The organism is Fructilactobacillus sp. Tb1, assembly GCF_050500285.1.
GTDB lineage: Bacteria > Bacillota > Bacilli > Lactobacillales > Lactobacillaceae > Fructilactobacillus.
This window is the reverse complement of record NZ_CP191377.1, coordinates 726,458-747,996: the sequence shown is the minus strand read 5'-3', so window position 1 is coordinate 747,996 and position 21,539 is coordinate 726,458. Positions and strand designations below refer to the sequence as shown.

Below are 21,539 nucleotides of genomic sequence, written 5' to 3'. Positions count from 1 at the left end.
ACTATTTAATTTCTAAAAATTCACTATTTGATAATAAGTATAAATACTTGTGTTGAACTGGTTGACCAAGAATATCTCCCAGTGCTTTGGCATAAATATTAACCTGCCCATTATAATCCTCACGAATTTTTTTAATGTCAGATTCTGGATTATTAGGATTTACAAAACTAGTTTTGTAATCAAAAATGGTTGTTCCTTGTTCCGGGTCTTCAAAATAACCATCAATAATCCCATGGACTAGAATTTTTTGATTAGGGTCATTTTGGAACTCTGAGAAAATTTCTCCAGCATTGATAATTAATGAAAAAGGTACTTCACGATGTAAGTTTTCTGGGTAAAGGAGAATTCGTTGCCCTAGTTCACTTTGGTAGAAGTTTACAATCGCATTGCGATCAATCTTATCTGCCACTGCTTGTGTTAATAATTTATCGCTAACCAGTTGGGCAATTAAACTATTTACGGCATCAAAATCAACTCGTTCATAGACGTTTAATTTTTGGAAAACCAAATGAGTGGCTGTCCCAATTTCACGAGAATTAGGCGCTTGGGCTGTTTGCAAAAATTTGGGTTCCACAAAACTAGCATTGTTATACCGTGTATTTTTTAAAACGTCATTTTTCCCTGCAATACTGCCTAATTGAATAATATCTGGATCATCAAATTGGCCCTTAATTTCAGAAACAGATTGATATGCCGTGGTCTTTGTTGCATCTGGATAAGCATACTTAAAGCCCATGATTTTCTTAATGTAATCAACATCGAGAGGACCATTAGCAACACTTTCCGTGGTTTCTTTCGCAGCTGCTTTAGGTAACTCTACGTGTAAGCCTTTTAAGTTTACAAACTCAATCTTGAAATCAGCTTGATCACCGCTTAATTGTGGAAGCACATTATCAACACCATCTTCATACTTGGGATGACGAGCTAAAGCCGTCCCAATCCAATCCATAAAGCTAGTCGCACCACTTCGAAGCGATTCGTTTAATACCATGTCTGGACTTTGAATGGCCTTATTCCAATCTTCAGTTGTTTTATCTTTGGCAGTCTTATTTTTATCTTTTTTCACAACTCCAGTAATAATCAACTTTTGTTTCGCACGGGTCAACGCCACGTATAACTTCCGCATTTCTTCAGCTAACATGCGATTCTTAGCTAAATTATTGATTGCCAGATATTGTAACGTTGGAATTTTTTCATGACGTTTGGCATCAAAATATTGCATCCCAACTCCCAGATTATCATCCAAAATAAAACTATTTTTTAAATCCATTTGGTTAAAACCATGAGTTGCATCCATCATAATCACAACAGGATACTCTAGCCCTTTACTCCCATGAATGGTCTTAACTGAAACCGCATTCGAATCAGTCTCTACACTAGCTTCTGCTAAATCATCATCCCGATTTTGGAGCCGTTTAATGAACTGAACAAACGCAAAAAGACCCTTGAACCCATTCCGTTCATATTCTTCTGCTCGTTGGTATAAGGCATGCAAATTAGCTTGGCGTTTCTTCCCAGCCGGCATTCCACCAGCATAGTCTAAGAAACCAGTTTGATCGTAAATATACCAAATTAATTCAGCTAAACTATGTTTAATCGCGTAGTTTTTAAAGTCCGTTAATTGGTTTAAAAAGACATCTACTTTACTTTTGACAACATCACCGAAATCAGTCGTTTCTTTACTACCATAATTATTCTTGAATTCCATTACTGATTGGAAATAATTCCCGGTTTTCTTGTTAATTCGAAGATAAGCCATTTGGTTTTCATCCATTTGGACAATTGGGGAACGAAGGACTGCTGCTAAAGGAATATCCTGGTATGGATTATCAATAATTTGTAAGAGCGACATCATAATTTGCACTTCAGTCGTTTTAAAATAACTTTCCGATCCATCAACGGTAACTGGAATTTGATGTTCCGCAAAAATAGTTGAAATATCAAAATTATTGCGTTTAGTAGAAGCTAAAATGGCAATATCACCATATTCCAAATCCCGTGGTTCATCTGAATTTTTATCATAAACCTTATATGGTTTTGCAATCATTGCATTAATTTTTTCCGCAATCATTTCCACCTGATGTTGTTCATTGGTTTGTGGAATATCATCATCCGCGGTTTCGTTATCATCTGCGTAGAGTAAAATTTCCGTTTCTGTATCTAAATCATCAGGATAATATGTGGCTCCATACTTAAGGTGGGAATCACCAGTATAGTCAATTTCACCCAGATTTTCGTTCATAATTTGTTCAAAAATTAAGTTAGTAAAATCATCAACGTTTTTAACCGACCGGAAGTTATCTGGTAACGTAATGCGTGTGTCATTTTCACTCTCAGGATAGTCATTAAACTTCTCCATAAACATGCTTGGATCAGCAAGACGGAATCGATAAATCGATTGTTTCACATCTCCCACCATAAACATATTTTCACGGTCTGGATTCTTCATCGAGGTTAAAATTGCATCTTGTAAATGATTGTTATCTTGGTATTCATCGACCATAATTTCAGCAAAATATTGTTGAAATTGATGCCGCAAATTACGACTATCGTCATTGTCACCAGTCAAAATATCTAACGCAAAATGTTCAATATCAATAAATTCATAGGCGTGTTTCCGCTTTTTAGCTGTCCGATAAGCATCCGTAAATTGATATTCAACTTCCACTAATTTTTCGATTATTTTCTGTGAATTTTCGATTGCATTGAGGTTATCAGCTTCATTGGCAAAGAAATATTTTGGCACTAATTTTTCTGTATATGTTTTCTTAGTTCTGTCCCGACTAGCTTTAATTTGTTCCTTAGCTGCTAGTTGATCTTCAGTAGCGGTTTTCTTGGGAATACTAGGAAAACGTCCCCACTTAAAATTAGTAAATACCGTTCGTAATTCGTCCCAATCAAGTTCAGTAGCTGCTTTTTTTAGATCTTCAAACTTTGTGATTTCTGCTATTAGGAAATCAGCTAATTTCACAATCTCAGTTTTTTCAGCTTTATCAATCATTTGCCGATAACTACTAATCATCTGATCAAGTTTATTTTCGATATCAGGAAGCAAATATTTTTGGTACAATTTGCTCTTCGTTAAACTCCCATCAATTTGGTAAAAATCAGCTAACTTATCTAGCCATGCACTGGGATTTTCGTTAACGTTCGCAAAATCATAAAGGCGAAATAAGACATCTGTAAGCCCATCATCACTTCGATCATTCGAAAAATTCCGCGTTAATCTAGCAAAACTCCCGTCTTTATCGTTAGCGTAGAGTTCTTCGCGTAAATCATTCCAAACTCGATCACGAATGATTCCACGTTCACTAATATCAGTTAAAATCCGAAAGTCAGGATCCAAATTAATGATGTAGTAATATTTCTTCACCAACCACTGACAAAACGCATCCATGGTTTCAATGTGCGCCGAATTCAACTTACGCAATTGGGTTAAATAATAACGAGATTGTTCATCTTTCTGAGTATCATTAACCGCTTCACGCAGTTTTTTACCAATTCGATCTCGCATTTCTTTGGCTGCGGCATTAGTAAACGTCACGATTAACATTTGATCAACATTAATTGGAGGTTGACCGTTCGCTCCTTTAATCTTGTTCATTACTCGTTCCGTCAAAACACTGGTTTTACCTGACCCAGCGGAAGCTGAAACTAACGCATTCCCGGGGAAATTACCAGAAATTGCTTGTTCTTGTCCCTCAGTCCAATTATTTGCCATTATCTTCCATCTCCTTTCGTACCCGTTCAAAGATTTCTTCGTCGCTTAATTTAGCGATTTCACGGTAGTTATTTTCTTTCAACATTGGATCGAATTGCATCACTGACTTGTAAGGTGAATATTGAATCAATGAACTATTATCATACATTGCAGGAGCCAACGTAATGTCACCTTGGAAAATGCGTTGAGCTGCTTCTTGAATTAATTTTTCGGTATGCAACAGCATGTTGTCTAAATCAGTCCGCTTAATCGTACCTTTTCCTTTCGCTAAATCGCCATCTTTTTTGAACTTAAAGGGATAAATTTCACTCGCCTTATTATCGGGCGCCACATTCTTTAAAAGCTCTGGATCTTTAACTAACAATCCGTTGTACTTATGTTTCTTTAATAAAGCATTTTCAATTTGCCCTACTTCTTCCCAATTTTTGACATCCTTAGGTTGCAAAATCGGATCAAAAATATGCATGTATAAAGCCCCGGCAAGCTTAGCATTTCCAGCATCCGATAAAAGCTCAATGTTCTTCAAAACGGCATCCATATAGGTCATCATTTGCATAGCCGTACCATCATAAATTTCTGACATATCAATCGTTTTATCGCCCGATTTATAATCAACCACGCCTAAATAATCCACACCTTCGTAGTTCATCGCATCCAGACGGTCAATTCGACCTTGAACGTTAACTTGTTTATTATTTGGCAAAGCAAAATGAAGTGGTTTAAACGTCTTTCCAGGTCCAAATGAGATTTCTGTTTTCTTTGGACGCATGTTGGACCATTGAAATTGATCATGCAAAGTTTTCGCCATTTGCTGAACAGTGGCAATTAATTGGTGGGTAATGTATCCCATTCGTTTGGAACTCTTCAAAATTTCATATTGGTAATTAACGTCATCTTCAATGATTTTGTGGGTCACTTCATCGACTAATTCATGAATTTGTTGATAATCTAGATTAGCTAAATCAACTTTATCTTGATGTACTAACTTAACTAGTTTATCCAAAGCCTCATGATAAAACTGACCTGTGTTAGCTGGACTAATTTCAAATTCATCTCGTTCACGTAACCGCAGACCGTATTTTAAGAAATATTCATAAGGATCAGTATAAAATTCTTCCAGTTTAGAAATCGAGGTCACAATGTTACTACCATATAAATCGGTCACAATTTCCGGAGTTAAATCAACCGGTTCATTTTTATAGTTCAAACTGCCCAGCAAAATTTTAGTTAAATCACGAATTTGCGTCGTTGGATTATTTTCCAATTGTTGCTTCACAGTTTTCCAAGCTGGACTCAAGGGTTGCTGTTCCTTTTTACCATTTAGTGAAGCTTGCACTAGGTAATTTAAGGTTGTTCGATCTGACCCTAGGAAATGTTTAATATCATTCCGATTAGCTTCTGGATGTGATTTAAATTGTTGCGTTTTTAAATTGAAATGTTTTTGGATGCGATCAACATACGGAGAAATTTCATGGAGGCTATCTCCACCACCTAAATTGTATGAGAAATAAAGTTGGTCAGTAGGCGTCATAAACACGAGATAATCTTCGTATGGTTCGCTGACCATTTGCAAATCACTAGTATCCACCATGTACTGATCACTTTCCAAATGTTCACTCATTTGGTCACGATCACTATCGTTTAACAAACTATTATTTTCAATTTTGGCGGGCATATTAACATCATCCGCCCCCATAATAAAAGTAATTTTCTTATCTGGTAATTGAATCCGACCAGTTTCGGTAATCGCAACTTGATCCAGAGTAGAAGGAATTTGAGAGTAACTAGCACCCACAAACCCAGCCTTTAATAATTCCAGAAAATCATCCATTACAAATTCATGGTCACCTAAAACCGTTACATAATCATCTAAAATACTACAGAATTGATTCCAAACTTGTTCAGCTTGTCCTGCTTCTTGTAAGTTCCCAGCTTCTGTTGCTTGAGTTTGCCATTCTTGTAGTTGATCAGCAACTCCATTTTCGGTTAAGAAATGATATAAAATTAACGCTGCTTCGCGCCCATTTTTAGCTTTGTTAAGCTTGCGATAAAACGGTGGCAAAATATCCTTAATAAAGTGCCGAATAACGTTAATTTTGACGGAATTTTCAGAGTTTCTTTCTGTCACGACCCCTTCTTCATTAATAAAGGGCACCGCAATCCAATCTTCTTTTTGCGTCCATCGAGATCCGGCATAACCATTTTTTAAAACTAAATTTTCACAAAGAGCTAAATCTTCTCGATATTTATTAATCTTCAAATACTTATCATTTTGCTTTGGAAGCAATAATTCCGTTTTTAAAAGGCGCATCACATCATCATAACTGTAATTATTAGGCCGGTTAGGATGGTAAATCGAAAAGAGCGCATCGATCAATTCCACTAAAGGATGATTGTCCATGTGCTTTTGAATATCAGTAAAATACGGAATTTGTTGCATCGTAAAAATTGGATTAATAATATTTTCATATTGGCTCAAATTACGGGTAGCAACTAAGAAATCATTGTAACGATACTGACCGGTTGCAACTAATTGTCGAATCTTAATCGCAATTTGGCTAAGTTCTTCGTAGGCACTATTAGTTTGCAAGACCTTAATGGCTGGATTATTTTCCATCGCATCGGGAATTTTATGTCCGACCTCACTACTAGCAATCCAATAGTCTTCCATATCGGCTAGCCCCGGATTGATTGCACGTTTATCAGCAGTTTGATCTGTATAAATTTGAGTACCAACCTGTTTTGCGTATTGATAAAGATAATGATACATTTTTCCAGATTGGTAGAAAAACTTATTTTCATCTGGTCCCTCTTGATCGTATTTTCGATCCAAATTCAAATCCATCACGACATGGGAACGTCTAATTAACATTTGAATAACTTGCAATTGTTGTGCACTAAATTTTTCAAAGTTACTGAAATAAAAATGCATCGCTGAAATTTCACTATCCGGTAATTTGGCTAAATAATTGAGAAGTAATTCAAAATTAGCGGCATTATAAACGTATTTCCCATCCGTTTGCATCACAAATTCACGATAAATCAAACTGATATCGTGAAGCTTACTTTTCAATTCTGGATTAACCTGTAGTCCTTCAAATTTATCTAAATCATCCGGACTCATATTCCCTTGTTGGAGTTCAGAAATTTGATTAGCAATTTGTTGAATAAACCCAGCCTGTTTTCCTTCTCCACGATAGATGGTTAAGTCTTCCTCATGGTCTTCGATAATTTGATAAATAATCATATTAATCGCAGTTTGTGAAAGCTGAGGACGTTGGTAATCTGCTTCATCATTTAAGAAATACCAAATCAACCGGGAAAACGAGAACACTTGGACCTGATTTTGGGCATAAGTCGCGTCATTTTCAGTATTGAGTTTCTTTAAAGTATTTAATTCGGATTCAAATTTAACGTTATTAGGGACAATATAAAAATTTTTAGTTTGTTTATCTTCGCTAGTTTTACGAATATCGTCAACCACTTTACTAAAGTGATCATCACTAGCCTTTCCTAAAATGAATTGAAGTGACATTACTACCTCCTACTTTGTTTCAATTAATGCGATTGATTGGTTTTTAAATTTATTTTCGGTAATTGCGGCGACAACAAATTTTGCGATTGTTTCATGTGAAACATTTCCCACAGGAACTTTTTCCCCTTCGTTAATTAGTTTAGGCGTTCCTGCTTTACTATTAATTACGTTAACGGGCCGGAAAATCGTATAGGGGATTTCTTCTTCATCAATAATTTTGATGGCATAGCGTTGTTCCCGAAGATATTCGGTTACATCCGTTACTCCTGGATAATCTAGCTCACCATCCACTTCATTATCAATTCCGGCGGTTGAAACCATAATGGTTTTCTCGAGTTTGATATGTTGATGACGAACGGCATCAAAAAAAGCTTCCATTACTAAATCAACGTCCATTGGTCCCACAAATGACGCCATGATCGTTAAATCTTTTGGCAAATTTTGATAAGTTTCTTCCTTAGTATAGTCACCAGAACTTATCTCTGTGACCTTATAATTATTTTGTAACTGTTGGGCGGTTAATTTTTCTGCTGCATTGTTTCCGATTAAAAGTATTGATTTCATAGTCGTTCACCTCATTAATAGTTATATTTTACCATTTATTTAACAACTCTTGATTCACAGTTTAATGTTCGTGATTTGATTAATTATAATGAATGTTATATGATAGATGAGTATTTCTAAAGGAAAAATAACGAACGTTTTTATCATAAGGAGAACATTTCATGGCCGATAAAGTGGCGTCATTTTTTAAGTTTAAAGAACTAGGGACTAATTATAAAACTGAAACTCTAGCCGGAATCACAACCTTCATTTCAATGGTTTACATTTTATTTGTTAACCCTGAAGTCCTTGGTGCTGCTGGAATGGATAAAGGTGCTGTTTTCACAGCAACTGCCTTTGCAACCGCCTTTGGTTGTATCTTGATGGGGGTAATTGCTAACTACCCATTTGCTATCTCAGCTAGTTTGGGAATCAATGCCTTCTTCGCATACTCAGTATGTATCGGAATGCATGTTCCTTGGCAAACTGCGATGAGTGGTGTATTTATTGCTTCCATCCTATTTGTTATCTTAACTGCATTAAAATTAAGAGAAAAAATTATTGATGCAATTCCTGCTGATTTAAAAGCTGCGATTGCTGGTGGGATTGGTTTATTCATCGCTTTCATCGGTTTAAATAACGGTGGTTTAGTTGTTGCTAACAAGAGTACTTTGGTTAGCATGGGATCATTAACTAGCCCAACTTCATTATTAACTATCGTTGGAATCGTAATTGTGTTCGTCTTGATGAGTGCCCGTGTTCCAGGTGCTATCTTTATCGGAATGGTACTTTCATCAATCATCGGGATGCTAACTGGAATTATCCACGTTCCCACTCACGTAGTTGCTGGAATTCCCAGTATTCACACTACTTTTCTTGCTGCCCTAGACAACGTTGATAAGATTAACACTCCTCAACTTCTTGTCGTTGTGTTAACTTTCTTACTTGTTACTTTCTTCGATACTGCTGGTACTCTAATCGGTTTAGCAGAACAAGCTGGTTACATGAAAGACAACAAACTTCCTCGTGCTGGTCGTGCCTTAGCTGCTGATTCAACTACTATGTTAGTTGGTTCATTGCTAGGTACTTCTCCAATGGGTGTGTACGTTGAATCTTCTGCCGGAATCGCAGTTGGTGGTCGTTCAGGATTTACTGCTATTATTACTGGTATCATGTTTATCCTTGCCACTTTCTTCTCACCATTGCTTGCCGTTATCACTTCACAAATCACTGCACCTGCATTGATCGTAGTTGGGGTATTGATGGCTAAGTCATTGTCACAAGTTAACTGGGATAAGTTTGAACTTGCTGCTCCCGCATTCTTGATTGCGATTGGAATGCCTTTAACTTACAGCATTTCCGACGGTATTGCTTTAGGTTTCATCGCCTACCCACTTACTATGATTGCTGCTAAACGTGGTAAACAAGTTGGTTGGATGATGTATGCTTTGGCAATTATCTTCGTAATTTTCTTGTTAATTTTAAAAGACTAATTTGAATAAATTAAAATCCTAACTATTTTCTAAGATAGTTAGGATTTTTTTAATTACACTATAAATTTTACAAAATATGATAGTATAGATTTAATGATTGTCAGGAAAGGAATTATTATGAATAATCAAATTATTACTCAATTCTCATATGTAAACCATCAAATTAACGAACCATTAAATGATGAAAACATCATTTCTGAACTAAATCCTTCAATTCAAGATGTAAGAAGTACACCACAATTTTTCGTTGATACTTCAAATGTTAATCCTTACCAAAGTGGTACATATACAGCTACCCTTTGGTGCCAAGTTGGTGATCAAAAAGTCGATAAAACTTTCAAAATTAATGTTAAAGATTTTAACCGTTTAGACGGTAATCAAGTCGTTAATAATCAAAATAACAATATGCCTCAGCAAGCTCCTCGTAGAAGAACTTCTACTGCTAAGAAAATTTGGATTGGTATTTTAGTCTTTGTTTTAATCGTTTTAGGTTTAACTTCATGCTCAATCTATAACCAAGCTAAAGCAAATCAGGCCAATGATACTGCTCAAAATCAACAATTGAAGACTCAATTAGCTGAAGTTAAGGCAGCCCAAAAAACTTATCAAGAAGATCACAACAAGCAAGAATTAGACAATACTTTGAACAATATCAAGAATGATATTGATTCAAATAACGCATCTAATAATAGTGCCATCAATGGATTAGAAAACCAAATTAGTAACATTAAAAATAACCCTGATAGTGATGTTGAAAATAAATTAGACGGTATTGAAAATCAAATTGAACAACAAGGTGGTTTACTTCAAGAAATACAAAACACTCTTAGTTCAATTGCAAGCAAGATTGGTCTCTAATTTCAATCATCTAATTTAGATGTGTTATAATAAACGTGAAATATTAGAGAGTGCATCAATTCTGTACACAAAAGCCCAAACTACTATCGATAGTTTGGGCTTTTTTATATGTGTTGGCTTATCCACGGTACTTACACAGAGCGTGGATAGAAAATTAAGCAAAAATAAAGAACGCCTAATGCGCTCTTTTTCATTTCAATAAATACATAATTCGCTTTAAGATTGATCCAAATTTCGAAACATTACGAGCTATCTCTCTGTCGTTTCGGTTCCCACTATGATTAGCCCAAAACCAGACTGTCATAACAATTAACACCACTATCAAGGTTGCTAAAACAACCATGCTATACCGGCCACGTAGGCCATGTCGCATCAAATAACTTGTTTTACGAAAGATGGAAAATAATTCATAACTAGATACTAAATTCATCATAGTCACCTCAAATTTTAGGCACAAAAAAACAGGCCTGGGCACGGGCTGTTATTCACAACTTTACAAGGGATCAACAGAACCTAGATGTACTCGCACTCATTCCTGCAACTACATAATATAACAATGGTAATTTTTTTCAACCAAAAAGCCCTCTAAAATTAGAGAGCTTTATTTTTATGCAGTCAAACGCCTTTCAAACCATTTTGAAAGTAGTGACAAACTGTAATTTACGATGAAGTACAATGCTGTAACAATCGCAAACATTGGAATCATGTAGTTTGGGTTTTGCCCATAAATTACTTGGCTTCGGAACATCATTTCAGTTAAGACGATTGCAGTAGCTAGGGAAGTATCCTTAACTAATGAGATAAATTGTGAAATCAATGGTGGAATTGAATTTTTCAACGCTTGAGGTAATAAAATGTACCACAAAGTCTGAAATTTAGTCATTCCAGTTGATAATGCACCTTCGGCTTGCCCAACTCCGACTGATAATAGTCCTCCACGAATGATTTGGGCAACCATCGTTGATTCAAAGACTGACATAGCAACCACGGTCGCAGAAAAGGCATTTAATTCAACTCCCAACTTTGGCATCGCAAAGTAAGTAAAGAAGATTAATAGTAGCAATGGTAAGTTACGAATCGTATTTACAATAAATCTTACCGTACGAGAAAAGTAAGGAATTTCTTCAAACAGAACTACTCCTAAGACAGTTCCGGCGATAAAACTAATAATAATTGAGATTAAGGATACAGCAACTGTAATTCCTAATCCACCCAGTAGATAGTGCATGTTTACTGAACTAAAAGCTGATGCATAAATCATGACGCTACCCCCTATCTTAATTTATTTTCTAAGTGTGTCATGTAAACTGAAAGCGGTCCAGTTAACAACAAGTAGAAAATTCCAATGACAATGTAAGTGTTAAATGGATCTAAATTTGCTCCAGAAATCACATTTGCTTGGTACATCAAATCAAGTCCCGCCACAAATGAAAGAATTGATGAATTTTTTACCAAGTTAATGAATTGGTTTCCCAATGATGGAATTGCTAATTTAAATCCTTGAGGAAGCACAACATGCACCATGGCTTGCGTGTAAGTCAATCCGTTAGCACGAGCACCTTCCATTTGACCATCATCAACTGAATTAACTCCCCCACGAATACATTCAGCGATGAATGAAGAAGTGTACAGAATTAATGCAATTGTTCCGGCCCAAAATCCGTTAATTTTAATTGCATGTGAAACAACTACATAAAAGAACAGTGTAATCACAAGCAAAGGAATATTACGGAAAAATTCCACAAAGGCGTTTCCGATAATCCGTAAAAACTTGTTAGGTGCCATTTCCATTAAAGCGAAAACGGTCCCTAAAATAAGTGATCCTAACAGACCAACGATTGATGAAAGGATTGTATATTCAAACCCAGTGACAATAGTTGACCAGTTATCAGTTAAAATTTTGATCATTTCGTCAACTCCTTCCAATCTAATCCAGGAATGTTACCGAACCATTTTTTGATTAAACGATCATAAGTTCCATCAGCACGGATTTCTTTAAGGGCCTTATCAACCGCATTTTTAAGGTCAGTTTGGCCTTTATCCATTGCTAATCCGTAAGGTTGGTTCGTAAATGTTCCCCCAACTACAGCAACATCTTTACTTTGTTGACAGAAACCATACAAGATAGCATTATCTGTAGTCATGGCATCACCTTGGCCTGATTGTAGGGCACTAAATGCTTGAGAGTTATCAGGCATAGCAATCATTTTAGCTTTGGGTGCAAACTTTTTCGTTGTTGCTAAAGCGGTCGTTCCCATAACCCCTATAATGGTAGATTTAGGATTATTTAAATCTTTAATACTTTTAATCCCTGAATCTTTTTTCACCAAAATTGATTGTCCAGCTGGGAAATATGGGTTTGAGAAATCCACGATTTTTGCCCGTTCTGGGGTGATTGTCATTGAGGCAGCCACCGCATCAACTTGGTTATTTTTAATTAATTGAATTTTTGAACTAGTAGTTACTGGCGTAAATTCAGGTGTAATCTTAGTTCCTTGATCTTTCGCAATTTGTTTAGTGATAGCACGTGCCATGTCGACATCAAAACCTTCACTTTGACCAGTCTTGGGACTAATCAAACCGAATAAACGTGTATCACTCTTCACACCCCAACGCATTACATGAGCTGATTTAATGTTTTCAAGTGAATTCTTTGTTTTAGTTTGATGTTCATGATAAGTCCAGCCAAATACTAAACTACCCACTAGAACGACCACTAAGATTATCGCTGCCAGTAAACCAATGCGCTTTGTTTTTAATTTACTCATAGGTTTATCCTCGTTTCTTAATGATGTTCAACTTGTGAAAGGAATTGACGAGCACGTTCAGTTTTTGGTTGTTTGAAGAATTCTTCAGTTGATGAATCTTCTAAAATTTTTCCGTCTGCCATGAAAATAACTCGGTCAGCAACTGCTTTAGCGAAATCCATTTCATGGGTAACAACTAAACTAGTCATGTCAGAATTATTCGCAATATCACGCATAACGTTCAATACACTTCCAACCATTTCAGGATCTAACGCTGAAGTTGGTTCATCAAAAAGTAAGACCCGCGGATCCATTGCGAGGGAACGAGCAATTGCGATTCGTTGTTTTTGCCCACCAGAAAGTTGTGCTGGATATTTAGCACCTTGATCGGTTAATCCAACTTGTTCTAATAATTGATCTGCAATTTTACGATTTTCAGCATCGCCACGTTTTAAAACAATTTTAGGAGCTAACATAATGTTGTCTAAAATAGTTTTGTTGTTGTAGAGATTGAAATGTTGGAATACCATTCCAACGTCAGTTCTTAATTGATTAAGATTAGTGGCATCGCTACCCATATCTTTTCCTTCAACAGTTAAACTTCCCTCTTGGATAGTTTCTAAACCATTGATTGTTCGAAGTAATGTTGATTTTCCTGAACCTGATGGGCCGATAAGTACGACTGTTTCGCCAGGTTGGATGTCTAAGTTGATATCATGAAGTGCGTGGAAATCACCATAATATTTTTGTACATCCTTAAATTGAATGATAGATGACATATTAATGTCCCTCCTTTTCTCTCTAGAAAGGGCTTCTAGGTTGTTCTCATTTTAAGGGATAACTAAAAATAAAAATAGGTTTCCTGTCGCATTTTGTGACATGAAAGACGAACGAATTGTTTTATATAGATATATTATTCGGAATTTATTAGTAAATGTTTCATGTGAAACTTTATTGTAAATAAAAATACCACTACATATGAGTAATGGTATTTATTTATCTAACAATTTTTGATGCCTTCCAGTTCTAGTTAAGGTTAAAATAACCTTTTCATCATCTATTTGATATATCAAAAGCCAATCTTTCTCGATATGTAACTCTTCATATCCATTCCAATTACCCTTTAATTTATGATTTTTTAGTTTTTCCAAACCCTTTAAATCTCTTGATGCAATAACATTAACTGCTCTTTTCAACTTTGATAAATCCCAATGCTTTTTCTTACATTTTTTTAAATCTCTATCAAAACCAGGTGTCGTTTCAATTTGCATCATATATTATCAACCCAGTCATTAAATTCATTTATATTTTTAAACTTACGTGTATTTCCATTTTTAACATCGTTTCTTGCTTCTTCATTTTCATCATAATTTAAATTTAATTTTAATGGAACTGAATCAGTAAGCACTGTTTCCTTTAAAAACATATTTACAGCTGTACTCATATCTAAACCTAAATCTTTATATATTTTAGCCGCTTTTTCTTTAGTTTCTTTATCTACTCTAACATTAACTCTAGCTTTTTCTTCTGACATTTAAATCATCTCCCACTTCAATAGTATCACATTGTTATCCCAATGGGTTATATATTGGATTAATAAAAAAAGCTGGAGTCCAGTAGACTTCAGCTTTTTGATTTTTATAACAATGGTGATAACAAACGACTAAAGTGTTGTTTAAAATCAAGCCATTTTGATTGTGATGAAAAGATTTTTTCAGTTTGTAATGTACTATCGGCAATATTTTCAGCGTAAATTTTTTCCATTTCTTTAGCGAGTTTTTCATCGTAAACAAAGGCATTGCATTCGAAATTTAATTCAAAACTACGATAATCCATATTAGCTGAACCAACTGAAACTAATTTGCCATCTACCACAATGGTCTTAGCGTGCATGAACCCATTATTATAAGCGTATATTTTAATGCCTAACTTAGTTAATTGACGAGAATAGTATTGGGTAGCACGGTAAACAAAAGGATGGTCTGGCATATCAGGAGTAACAATTTCAACTTTCACACCAGACTTAGCAGCTATTTTCAAAGCAGTAAATACCGAGTCATCAGGAATTAAATATGGAGTCGTAATTTTAATGGATTCTTTTGCCATTCCAATCATCTTAATGTAACCCATTTTAATTTGTTCCATGGCTGAATCTGGGCCACTTGAAACAATTTGCATAATTGCATTTCCATTTGTTTCCATTTTAGGATAATACTTTTTAATTTGATTTTCATCATTGGGATCAATTTGGGAATTTTCGTCAGTTCCATTCCAATCTAATAAGAACCGCGATTGCAATCCATAAACTCCATGACCGTGAACCCGAATCATACAATCACGCCAATTTCCAAATTTAGGCTTCCATCCCATATATTGATCACCTAAGTTTAATCCACCAATATACCCATATTCCCCATCAATTGTGACAATTTTGTGGTGATCACGAAAGTTAACCCGCATATCACGCACATTTAACTTGTTATGAAGGAAAGGAAAGGCGCGCCCACCAGCATCAAACAACGGTTTGAAGAATTTTTGGGTAGTTCCCATTGAACCCCAAGCATCATAAATAACTCGTACATCGACGCCCTCTTTTGCTTTTTGTACTAATAAATCAAGGGCTTGATGGCCAATTTTATCAGCATAAAAAGTATAAAATTCAATGTTAATCGTGTGTTTTGCATTCCTAATATCTTCAAAAAATTGGGCAATAAATTCTTTTCCACCAGTATAAGTTTTAATTTCGTTATCATTCAATAATGGAGCTGATCCGTTATTCATGAACATTTCCACTAAACCACGGGAATCATTAACAATCTTATTATTAGGGTTTTCTTTTTCATTAAAATGCCCTAATTCTTTCTTTTGTTGCTTAATTTCTCGTTTAACCTGTTTCTTAGCACTTCCAGTTAATCGAAGTAAACTACTCTTAGGTAACCGACGACCGAAAAAGGCATAAATAATGAAACCAAACACGGGGATAAAAGTTAAAACTAAGAGCCATGCCCAGGTAGCAGCGATATCACGTTGCGTTCTAAACACAGTGACAATGGCAGCTAAGGCATTGATAATTACAATTGCGATTAAAATGTACAATACGATTTCCATGGAATTCCTCCTGAATTATAATATCTTTATTTTACCTAACTTTAAAGAATTTGTTTATAAAAAAGAAGCAATCGAATAATCGATTACTTCTAATTATTAAATTTATTAGTTACGACGTTTGCCTAAACCAAAAATTCCGAGGATTCCAAGAAGAATTGCTCCAATCATTGCCATAATGCTTGAAAGTGCATCTTGACCTGTTTGTGGTAAATTAGCGCTTTCGTTAAGGAAATGAGTTGTATCAGTACGTTTTGGAGTTTCATTTGAACCATCTTTAGGTGCTTTAGGAGTTTCTGATCCATTTTGAAGTGTTGTTTCTGGAGTACTATTTGTTGGAATAGTTGAGTCATCATTTTTTGATGTTCCGGGAACTTTTTCTTCAGTAGTAGTAGTTGGGACACTAGTTTTTTGATCAGCAGGTACAGTAGTTGTTTCTGTATTATCTGTTGGAGTAACTGGTGCGTTGTCTACAGGTGTTGCTGGAGTGTTTCCATCTACTGGGGTAGTTGATACTTCATCACCTGGTGTTTTTGGTGTGTTTTCATCTACCGGTGTAGTTGGTACTTCATCACCTGGTGTTTTTGGTGTGTTTCCGTCTACTGGAGTAGTTGGGACATTGTCACCTGGCGTCTTTGGTGTATTTTCATCTACTGGGGTAGTTGGTACTTCATCTCCAGGTGTCTTTGGTGTGTTTTCATCTACTGGCGTAGTTGGAACGTTATCACCTGGTGTTTTTGGTGTGTTTTCATCTACTGGCGTAGTTGGTACATTATCACCTGGCGTCTTTGGTGTGTTTCCGTCTACTGGCGTAGTTGGGACATTGTCACCTGGTGTTTTTGGTGTGTTTTCATCTACTGGGGTATTTTCAACTACCTTTTCAACTGTTTCTGCTGGTGTTTCATTTGGTGTATTTGGAGTTGCTTTTGGTGGAATAACTACCAACGGACCACAACCAAACACACTAATTACAGTACCATCATTGATAGATGCACCATCAAATACTGGGTTAGCTTGTACTTCAGCATTATAGTAGTTATCTGAGTTAGCTACTGCTCCTTGATTAAGAACCTTATAGCTCAATACTTTAGTAGTATCTCCATCCATCTTCATCAAGAAACTTGGGGCAAATGAACGGTTTCCGAGATAACTAGTAACAACAAATTCATCACTATTCTTATCTACTGGTGGAATTACATAAAATGAATACATGAAGTTAGGATCAGTCCAGTGCATATTACTTGCTATTACTAGTCCATTACCATTCAACGGTTTATAATGTCCATCAATTCCATCTTCTGAGACAAATCCCATCATGTAAGCCATGTAATTATGAGTGTCACCAGTAATATTAGCAGTACTTGATGCCATTCTTTCACCACGGTTTACAGTAAATAAGTACCATTTACCATCGTGTTCAAAGATATCTGGACGTTCAAATTCATCGTTAACTGCATTAGCAGTCAATAGTGGGTTCATAACTGTCTTAACGGTAAAGTCGTCATTTAATTCAACAATACCTAAAGCAGCATTAGCATTAATTGCTTTACCATATTCCCAACTTCCAGGGAATTGAGTTAACCAATTATGTGCTTTCATAAAGTAATCATAGTTTCCACCAAAATAGGCTTCATTGTAAATATTATTAATTCCTTGGTAACCATCTTGAGTTCCAGTATTACCTTCAAATACAAGATATTTTTTACCATTAGCTTCAACGTAATGTGGGTCACGTAAACAATAGTTATCAGGGAATCCATTCACTGCACCACCTAATTGTGAAAGATTTTGATATTTGTCACCATCACCAGCAAAAATTGATTTGTGATCAGTTGTTTTACTTTGATCGATAACTAAACCATTATCCCAATTACCATCTTTTGCATTAATAGTAATTTGAGCAGTTGTTAAAACTTGTTGGTTTCCACCAGGAACTGGGTAAGCATTTGTATAAAATACACGAACAGTATCATCATTAGGATTCAACATAATTGTTGATCCTGACCATTCACCTACCAATTCTTTTAAGAACGGATCATCAGGATTGCTACCATCAAGATGTGTTTTGAAAATACTACCTAAATATTGCCATGATGCAATTCCATCATCCTTAGTGCCAATTTTTTGTGCAAAGGCGCCAATTTTGGCATTACTATTTTGGTCTGTTCCTGCTACGGCAGTAAGTCCTAAAACAATATAGTAACCATGATAGTTAGCCATTTGACCATTAGGATCCTGAAGTGGCCAACTATCCCAAACAAATACTTCTTTTGCTTCATGAGTAATTGGATCAACAACTTTGGCACTAGGAATATTTGATCCTAATAACTCTTTATCATATTCAGGAGCTCTGTAATCAGGATTATTCAAAGCTTCAGGAATTTGATCCATATCCCAACGAGTGTAATGACTTGATCCATAACTATCATTGAAGAATTGTGGTGATGAAGTGTAATCATCAACGCTAATATATCCTTCAAGGTTACGGTTAGCAATCACAACTGGAACACGTCCATTAATAACATTTTTAACAATAACTGCTGCTACGTTGTAATCAGTTGTTGTTCCAACAATATTTTGACTTTGTGCATCAGAAAATACGTTAGAACCCTTTCTTACATATACATTTTGAGGAGCGCTTGGATCAGTCTTATCTGCTTGATTATCAATACTGTTTGTATCAGTAGTTACTGACGCATTTAGTTCTACCTTTTTTACATCTAAATTATTATCAGAAATCTTGTTTGATGAATCATCATTTTTAACATCATCAGTTAATTTGTCTAATTTAGTATCATTAGTGTTTGTATTAGCAGTTACTGCTGCGTTTTCTTCTACTTTTTTTACATCTAAATTGTTATCAGAAATCTTGTTTGATGAATCATCATTTTTAACATCATCAGTTGACTTATCTAATTTAGTATCATCAGTTGCTTTTACTGCATCATCTGCTTTAGGAGTATCTACAGTTTTAGTATTCTCATTAGTAATTTTTGTTACTTGAATAGCTGCTGGAGATACTTTTGTAGCATCCGCAGTAGGTGCGATTGGTGAACTAGCATTAATTGCAATTTTAGTTGATGCATCAACAGTAGAACCAGTTACTGAAACTGCACTTAGTGTGTCAGCGTTTACAACGTTACCAGAAAACATTGCTGTTCCAGCAACAACTACTGATGTAGTAATTGCAGCATAAATCCAATGCTTTCCAGACTTGTACATTTTGTAGTGTTCTTTATTATTGTTAAAGTTATTCATGGTCACTTGCCTCTCCATAGTGGAATATTAAATTTCATTAAAGATTAGTTAATCATATAGGCAATTTAAATCGGTGTCAATAGAATGTGCATAATCAATATAAACATAAGTTATAGTTTGCTCTGTTATATTTCACATAATTGAATTATTCACAAAAAAAAGAAGCAATCGAATAACCGATTACTTCTAAAGTATTATTCTAATGAATCCCAAGCTTCCAACATAATTGGGGCTTTATCGAGCACTTTTTTCGTTTCATCACAAAGATAATCTTTCTTCACAACGACTTCATAAGTATAATCATCCATCCAGTTGTCGGCCATTACAAAGTATCCTTTGTTTCCAATCTTTGAACCCCAACTGTTTTCGACTTTCCACTTCGTTGGTTTACCATCTACTAAATCAACTCCAGTTAATGTCATCGCATGAGAAACTTCTGCTTCGTGGTATTCAAGCCGTTCAGCTTTCGTCATCTTAGTGTCTAACCCAAACAATTCATCTTGTTCAAATAAATCACTATCTAAAAGTCCCTTTTGCCGATCCATTTGTTGCAAGACATCGTTTCCAAACCAGATTGTTTCCCCTGCTTGAAGTTGTTTAATTGCAGCTTCTTTTAATTGATCCATTGGTTCGTTTAAAAATTCAATGTGTTTCCCACCTTCGATATTATCTTGGCTAGGCAAAGCATACATTTCATCATATTTCTTATCAGGTGAATTAGTTAAAACGACATATTGGTCTAAATCAATTCCGATATATTTATCATAAAATTCTTTTGGAGTTAATCCTTGATCAAGATGATATTTTTTATCATCATCCCGATATTCCAAATCAAATTTTTCTGGTGGAACCCCAACAGATTGTCCAGTAATGCGGAAAATTTGATCCATAAATTGTTGTTTAGTATCAGCAATCTCAGCATCCGTTGCTCCACCATTAACCAAAGCACGTAATTTCATCGCATCATGACGCATCTTACGATTTAATAACATATCAAAATCGCTAGTATCTTCAGTAACAGCTGTTTCTGGGAATGTTTCACGTGGAACAACTCCATATTTTTGCACAAGGGCGGCAGCCATTGCCCATTGTCCCCCATCAGTACCAGGTGAACTTAAATAAAAATCAACATCTCGATCTGTAGTTGGACGACCAGCTAAGGCAATCATCCGATCATAAAAAATATTTGCCCGTTCAATTTTATCCCAGAAAAATAAATAACTTTGGGATAATTCAAAGTCTTTTACTTTATATTGAGTAGCAAATTGATGCCGTAAAGTATTTAAGATTGAAAATAACCAGCACCGGCCACTATGTTTTTGGTTAGCAACCGTTCCTGTATCAATTTCAACAGAAAAAGTCCGATTTAATTTAGCAATTACTTTAGCATTAGTAGCTGTTTTATTAATTCCGTTACTCATAACTGCGTTAGCAACAATTTTGTGGCCTGGACGATCAGTTAATTTTTGCCGCATTTGTTGTAATTCTTCATTAGTTAATGGTTGATTAAATTTCATTTTATTCATCCTTTCGATTAACTGTCATTTTAACAATTTAAAAAGTAAATAACAAAAAAGACGACTACCACTAGTCGTCTTTTGCATTAGCCGCGATCATTAACGTTATCGCGTTTTTGTTTATCTGTATCCCATGGGAAAGTTTTAACTACCCCAACCACTTTGTCTTTTGGTACAAATCCCCAGTAACGACTATCGTTTGAAACGCTACGGTGATCACCCATTACAAAGTATTGACCTTTTGGAACTTTAACGGCTCCTTGGTTTTTCTTCCAATTGCGTGAAAGAGATTGAAGATCCCAATTTCCTGGTTGCATACTGTATTCAGAACCAGTTTGTTGTTCAGATTTACTAATGTAACTTTGATCAATTTTCTTATCATTAACGTAAATTGCACCGTCTTTAAAAGCAACTGTATCGCCAGGAACGGCAATGACACGTTTTACATAATCAGTTCCATTAGTACCTAAAAGATTCTTCACAAAACTACTATTTTCAGCAGCTTGGGGATCAACTCCAGCAGCATTAAATACAATTACGCTACCACGCTTAATTTCTGACTGACGCCAGACCATAATTCTTTCATTATTAATTAGGTTTGGTTCCATTGAAGGTCCATCAACACGGGCAACCGTGAAGAAACATTGCTTTACGATTAAAGCAATCGCTAAACCAATTACAACGGGGAGAACCCAACCTAGAATACTTTTTAAAAGTTTCATCTCATTTCTCCTCTTTTATAAATCACATTAATTTTACCAC

Annotated in this window: 15 protein-coding genes; 2 read left to right on the top strand and 13 right to left on the bottom strand. The window is 35.5% G+C overall.

From position 1 onward, the window contains the following. Position 1 precedes the first annotated feature (1 nt). The 3 genes from addA to ACQW5G_RS03840 are packed head-to-tail and all read right to left on the bottom strand — an operon-like array spanning position 2 to position 7,820. Positions 2–3,721 (bottom strand): helicase-exonuclease AddAB subunit AddA, encoded by a 3,720-nt coding sequence (addA, locus tag ACQW5G_RS03850; RefSeq protein WP_429971746.1) that lies wholly within the window; start codon positions 3,719–3,721, stop codon positions 2–4. Continuing rightward, positions 3,711–7,256, bottom strand: a complete 3,546-nt coding sequence (locus ACQW5G_RS03845) for a PD-(D/E)XK nuclease family protein (RefSeq protein WP_429971745.1) — start codon at positions 7,254–7,256, stop codon at positions 3,711–3,713. The genes addA and ACQW5G_RS03845 overlap by 11 nt, the downstream gene beginning before the upstream one ends. A gap of 9 nt (positions 7,257–7,265) precedes the next feature. Then, positions 7,266–7,820, bottom strand: a complete 555-nt coding sequence (locus tag ACQW5G_RS03840) for an NAD(P)H-binding protein (protein ID WP_429971743.1) — start codon at positions 7,818–7,820, stop codon at positions 7,266–7,268. Between the two features lie 161 nt (positions 7,821–7,981). Between ACQW5G_RS03840 and ACQW5G_RS03835 the strand changes: the two genes are divergently transcribed. Both ACQW5G_RS03835 and ACQW5G_RS03830 read left to right on the top strand, forming a co-directional pair. Then, positions 7,982–9,292: an NCS2 family permease gene (locus ACQW5G_RS03835; protein ID WP_429971742.1), complete on the top strand. Its 1,311-nt coding sequence runs from the start codon at positions 7,982–7,984 to the stop codon at positions 9,290–9,292. A 117-nt stretch (positions 9,293–9,409) separates the two neighbouring features. Continuing rightward, positions 9,410–10,150 (top strand): hypothetical protein, encoded by a 741-nt coding sequence (locus tag ACQW5G_RS03830; RefSeq protein ID WP_429971741.1) that lies wholly within the window; start codon positions 9,410–9,412, stop codon positions 10,148–10,150. Between the two features lie 607 nt (positions 10,151–10,757). Here the strand turns inward: ACQW5G_RS03830 and ACQW5G_RS03825 are convergent. The 10 genes from ACQW5G_RS03825 to lepB all read right to left on the bottom strand — a co-directional run bounded on the left by ACQW5G_RS03825 (position 10,758) and on the right by lepB (position 21,499). Then, a complete protein-coding gene (locus ACQW5G_RS03825; RefSeq protein ID WP_429971740.1) occupies positions 10,758–11,411 on the bottom strand; it encodes an amino acid ABC transporter permease in 654 nt (217 codons plus the stop codon). An 11-nt stretch (positions 11,412–11,422) separates the two neighbouring features. Beyond that, positions 11,423–12,058: an amino acid ABC transporter permease gene (locus tag ACQW5G_RS03820; protein WP_429971739.1), complete on the bottom strand. Its 636-nt coding sequence runs from the start codon at positions 12,056–12,058 to the stop codon at positions 11,423–11,425. Beyond that, complete coding sequence (locus ACQW5G_RS03815; RefSeq protein WP_429971738.1) at positions 12,055–12,918, bottom strand: transporter substrate-binding domain-containing protein; 864 nt, start codon at positions 12,916–12,918, stop codon at positions 12,055–12,057. Before ACQW5G_RS03815 ends, ACQW5G_RS03820 begins: the two co-directional genes overlap by 4 nt. A 17-nt stretch (positions 12,919–12,935) precedes the next feature. Next, a complete protein-coding gene (locus tag ACQW5G_RS03810; RefSeq protein ID WP_429971737.1) occupies positions 12,936–13,676 on the bottom strand; it encodes an amino acid ABC transporter ATP-binding protein in 741 nt (246 codons plus the stop codon). Between the two features lie 213 nt (positions 13,677–13,889). Continuing rightward, entirely contained in the window at positions 13,890–14,171 is a 282-nt protein-coding gene (locus tag ACQW5G_RS03805; protein WP_429971736.1) for a type II toxin-antitoxin system RelE/ParE family toxin, read from the bottom strand. Then, the gene (locus ACQW5G_RS03800; protein WP_429971735.1) at positions 14,168–14,431 is read right to left on the bottom strand and encodes a type II toxin-antitoxin system RelB/DinJ family antitoxin; all 264 of its coding nucleotides are present in this window, start codon (positions 14,429–14,431) and stop codon (positions 14,168–14,170) included. The genes ACQW5G_RS03805 and ACQW5G_RS03800 overlap by 4 nt, the downstream gene beginning before the upstream one ends. Positions 14,432–14,535: 104 nt before the next feature. Continuing rightward, on the bottom strand, positions 14,536–16,005 hold the full coding sequence (cls, locus tag ACQW5G_RS03795) for a cardiolipin synthase (protein ID WP_429971734.1): 1,470 nt from the start codon (positions 16,003–16,005) through the stop codon (positions 14,536–14,538). 105 nt (positions 16,006–16,110) lie between these two features. Further along, positions 16,111–19,260, bottom strand: coding sequence for a glycoside hydrolase family 68 protein (locus ACQW5G_RS03790; RefSeq protein ID WP_429971733.1), 3,150 nt, complete (start codon positions 19,258–19,260; stop codon positions 16,111–16,113). Positions 19,261–19,454: 194 nt separating this feature from the next. After that, positions 19,455–20,777 (bottom strand): C1 family peptidase, encoded by a 1,323-nt coding sequence (locus ACQW5G_RS03785; protein ID WP_429971732.1) that lies wholly within the window; start codon positions 20,775–20,777, stop codon positions 19,455–19,457. A gap of 86 nt (positions 20,778–20,863) precedes the next feature. Then, a complete protein-coding gene (lepB, locus tag ACQW5G_RS03780) occupies positions 20,864–21,499 on the bottom strand; it encodes a signal peptidase I (RefSeq protein ID WP_429971731.1) in 636 nt (211 codons plus the stop codon). Positions 21,500–21,539 lie beyond the last annotated feature (40 nt).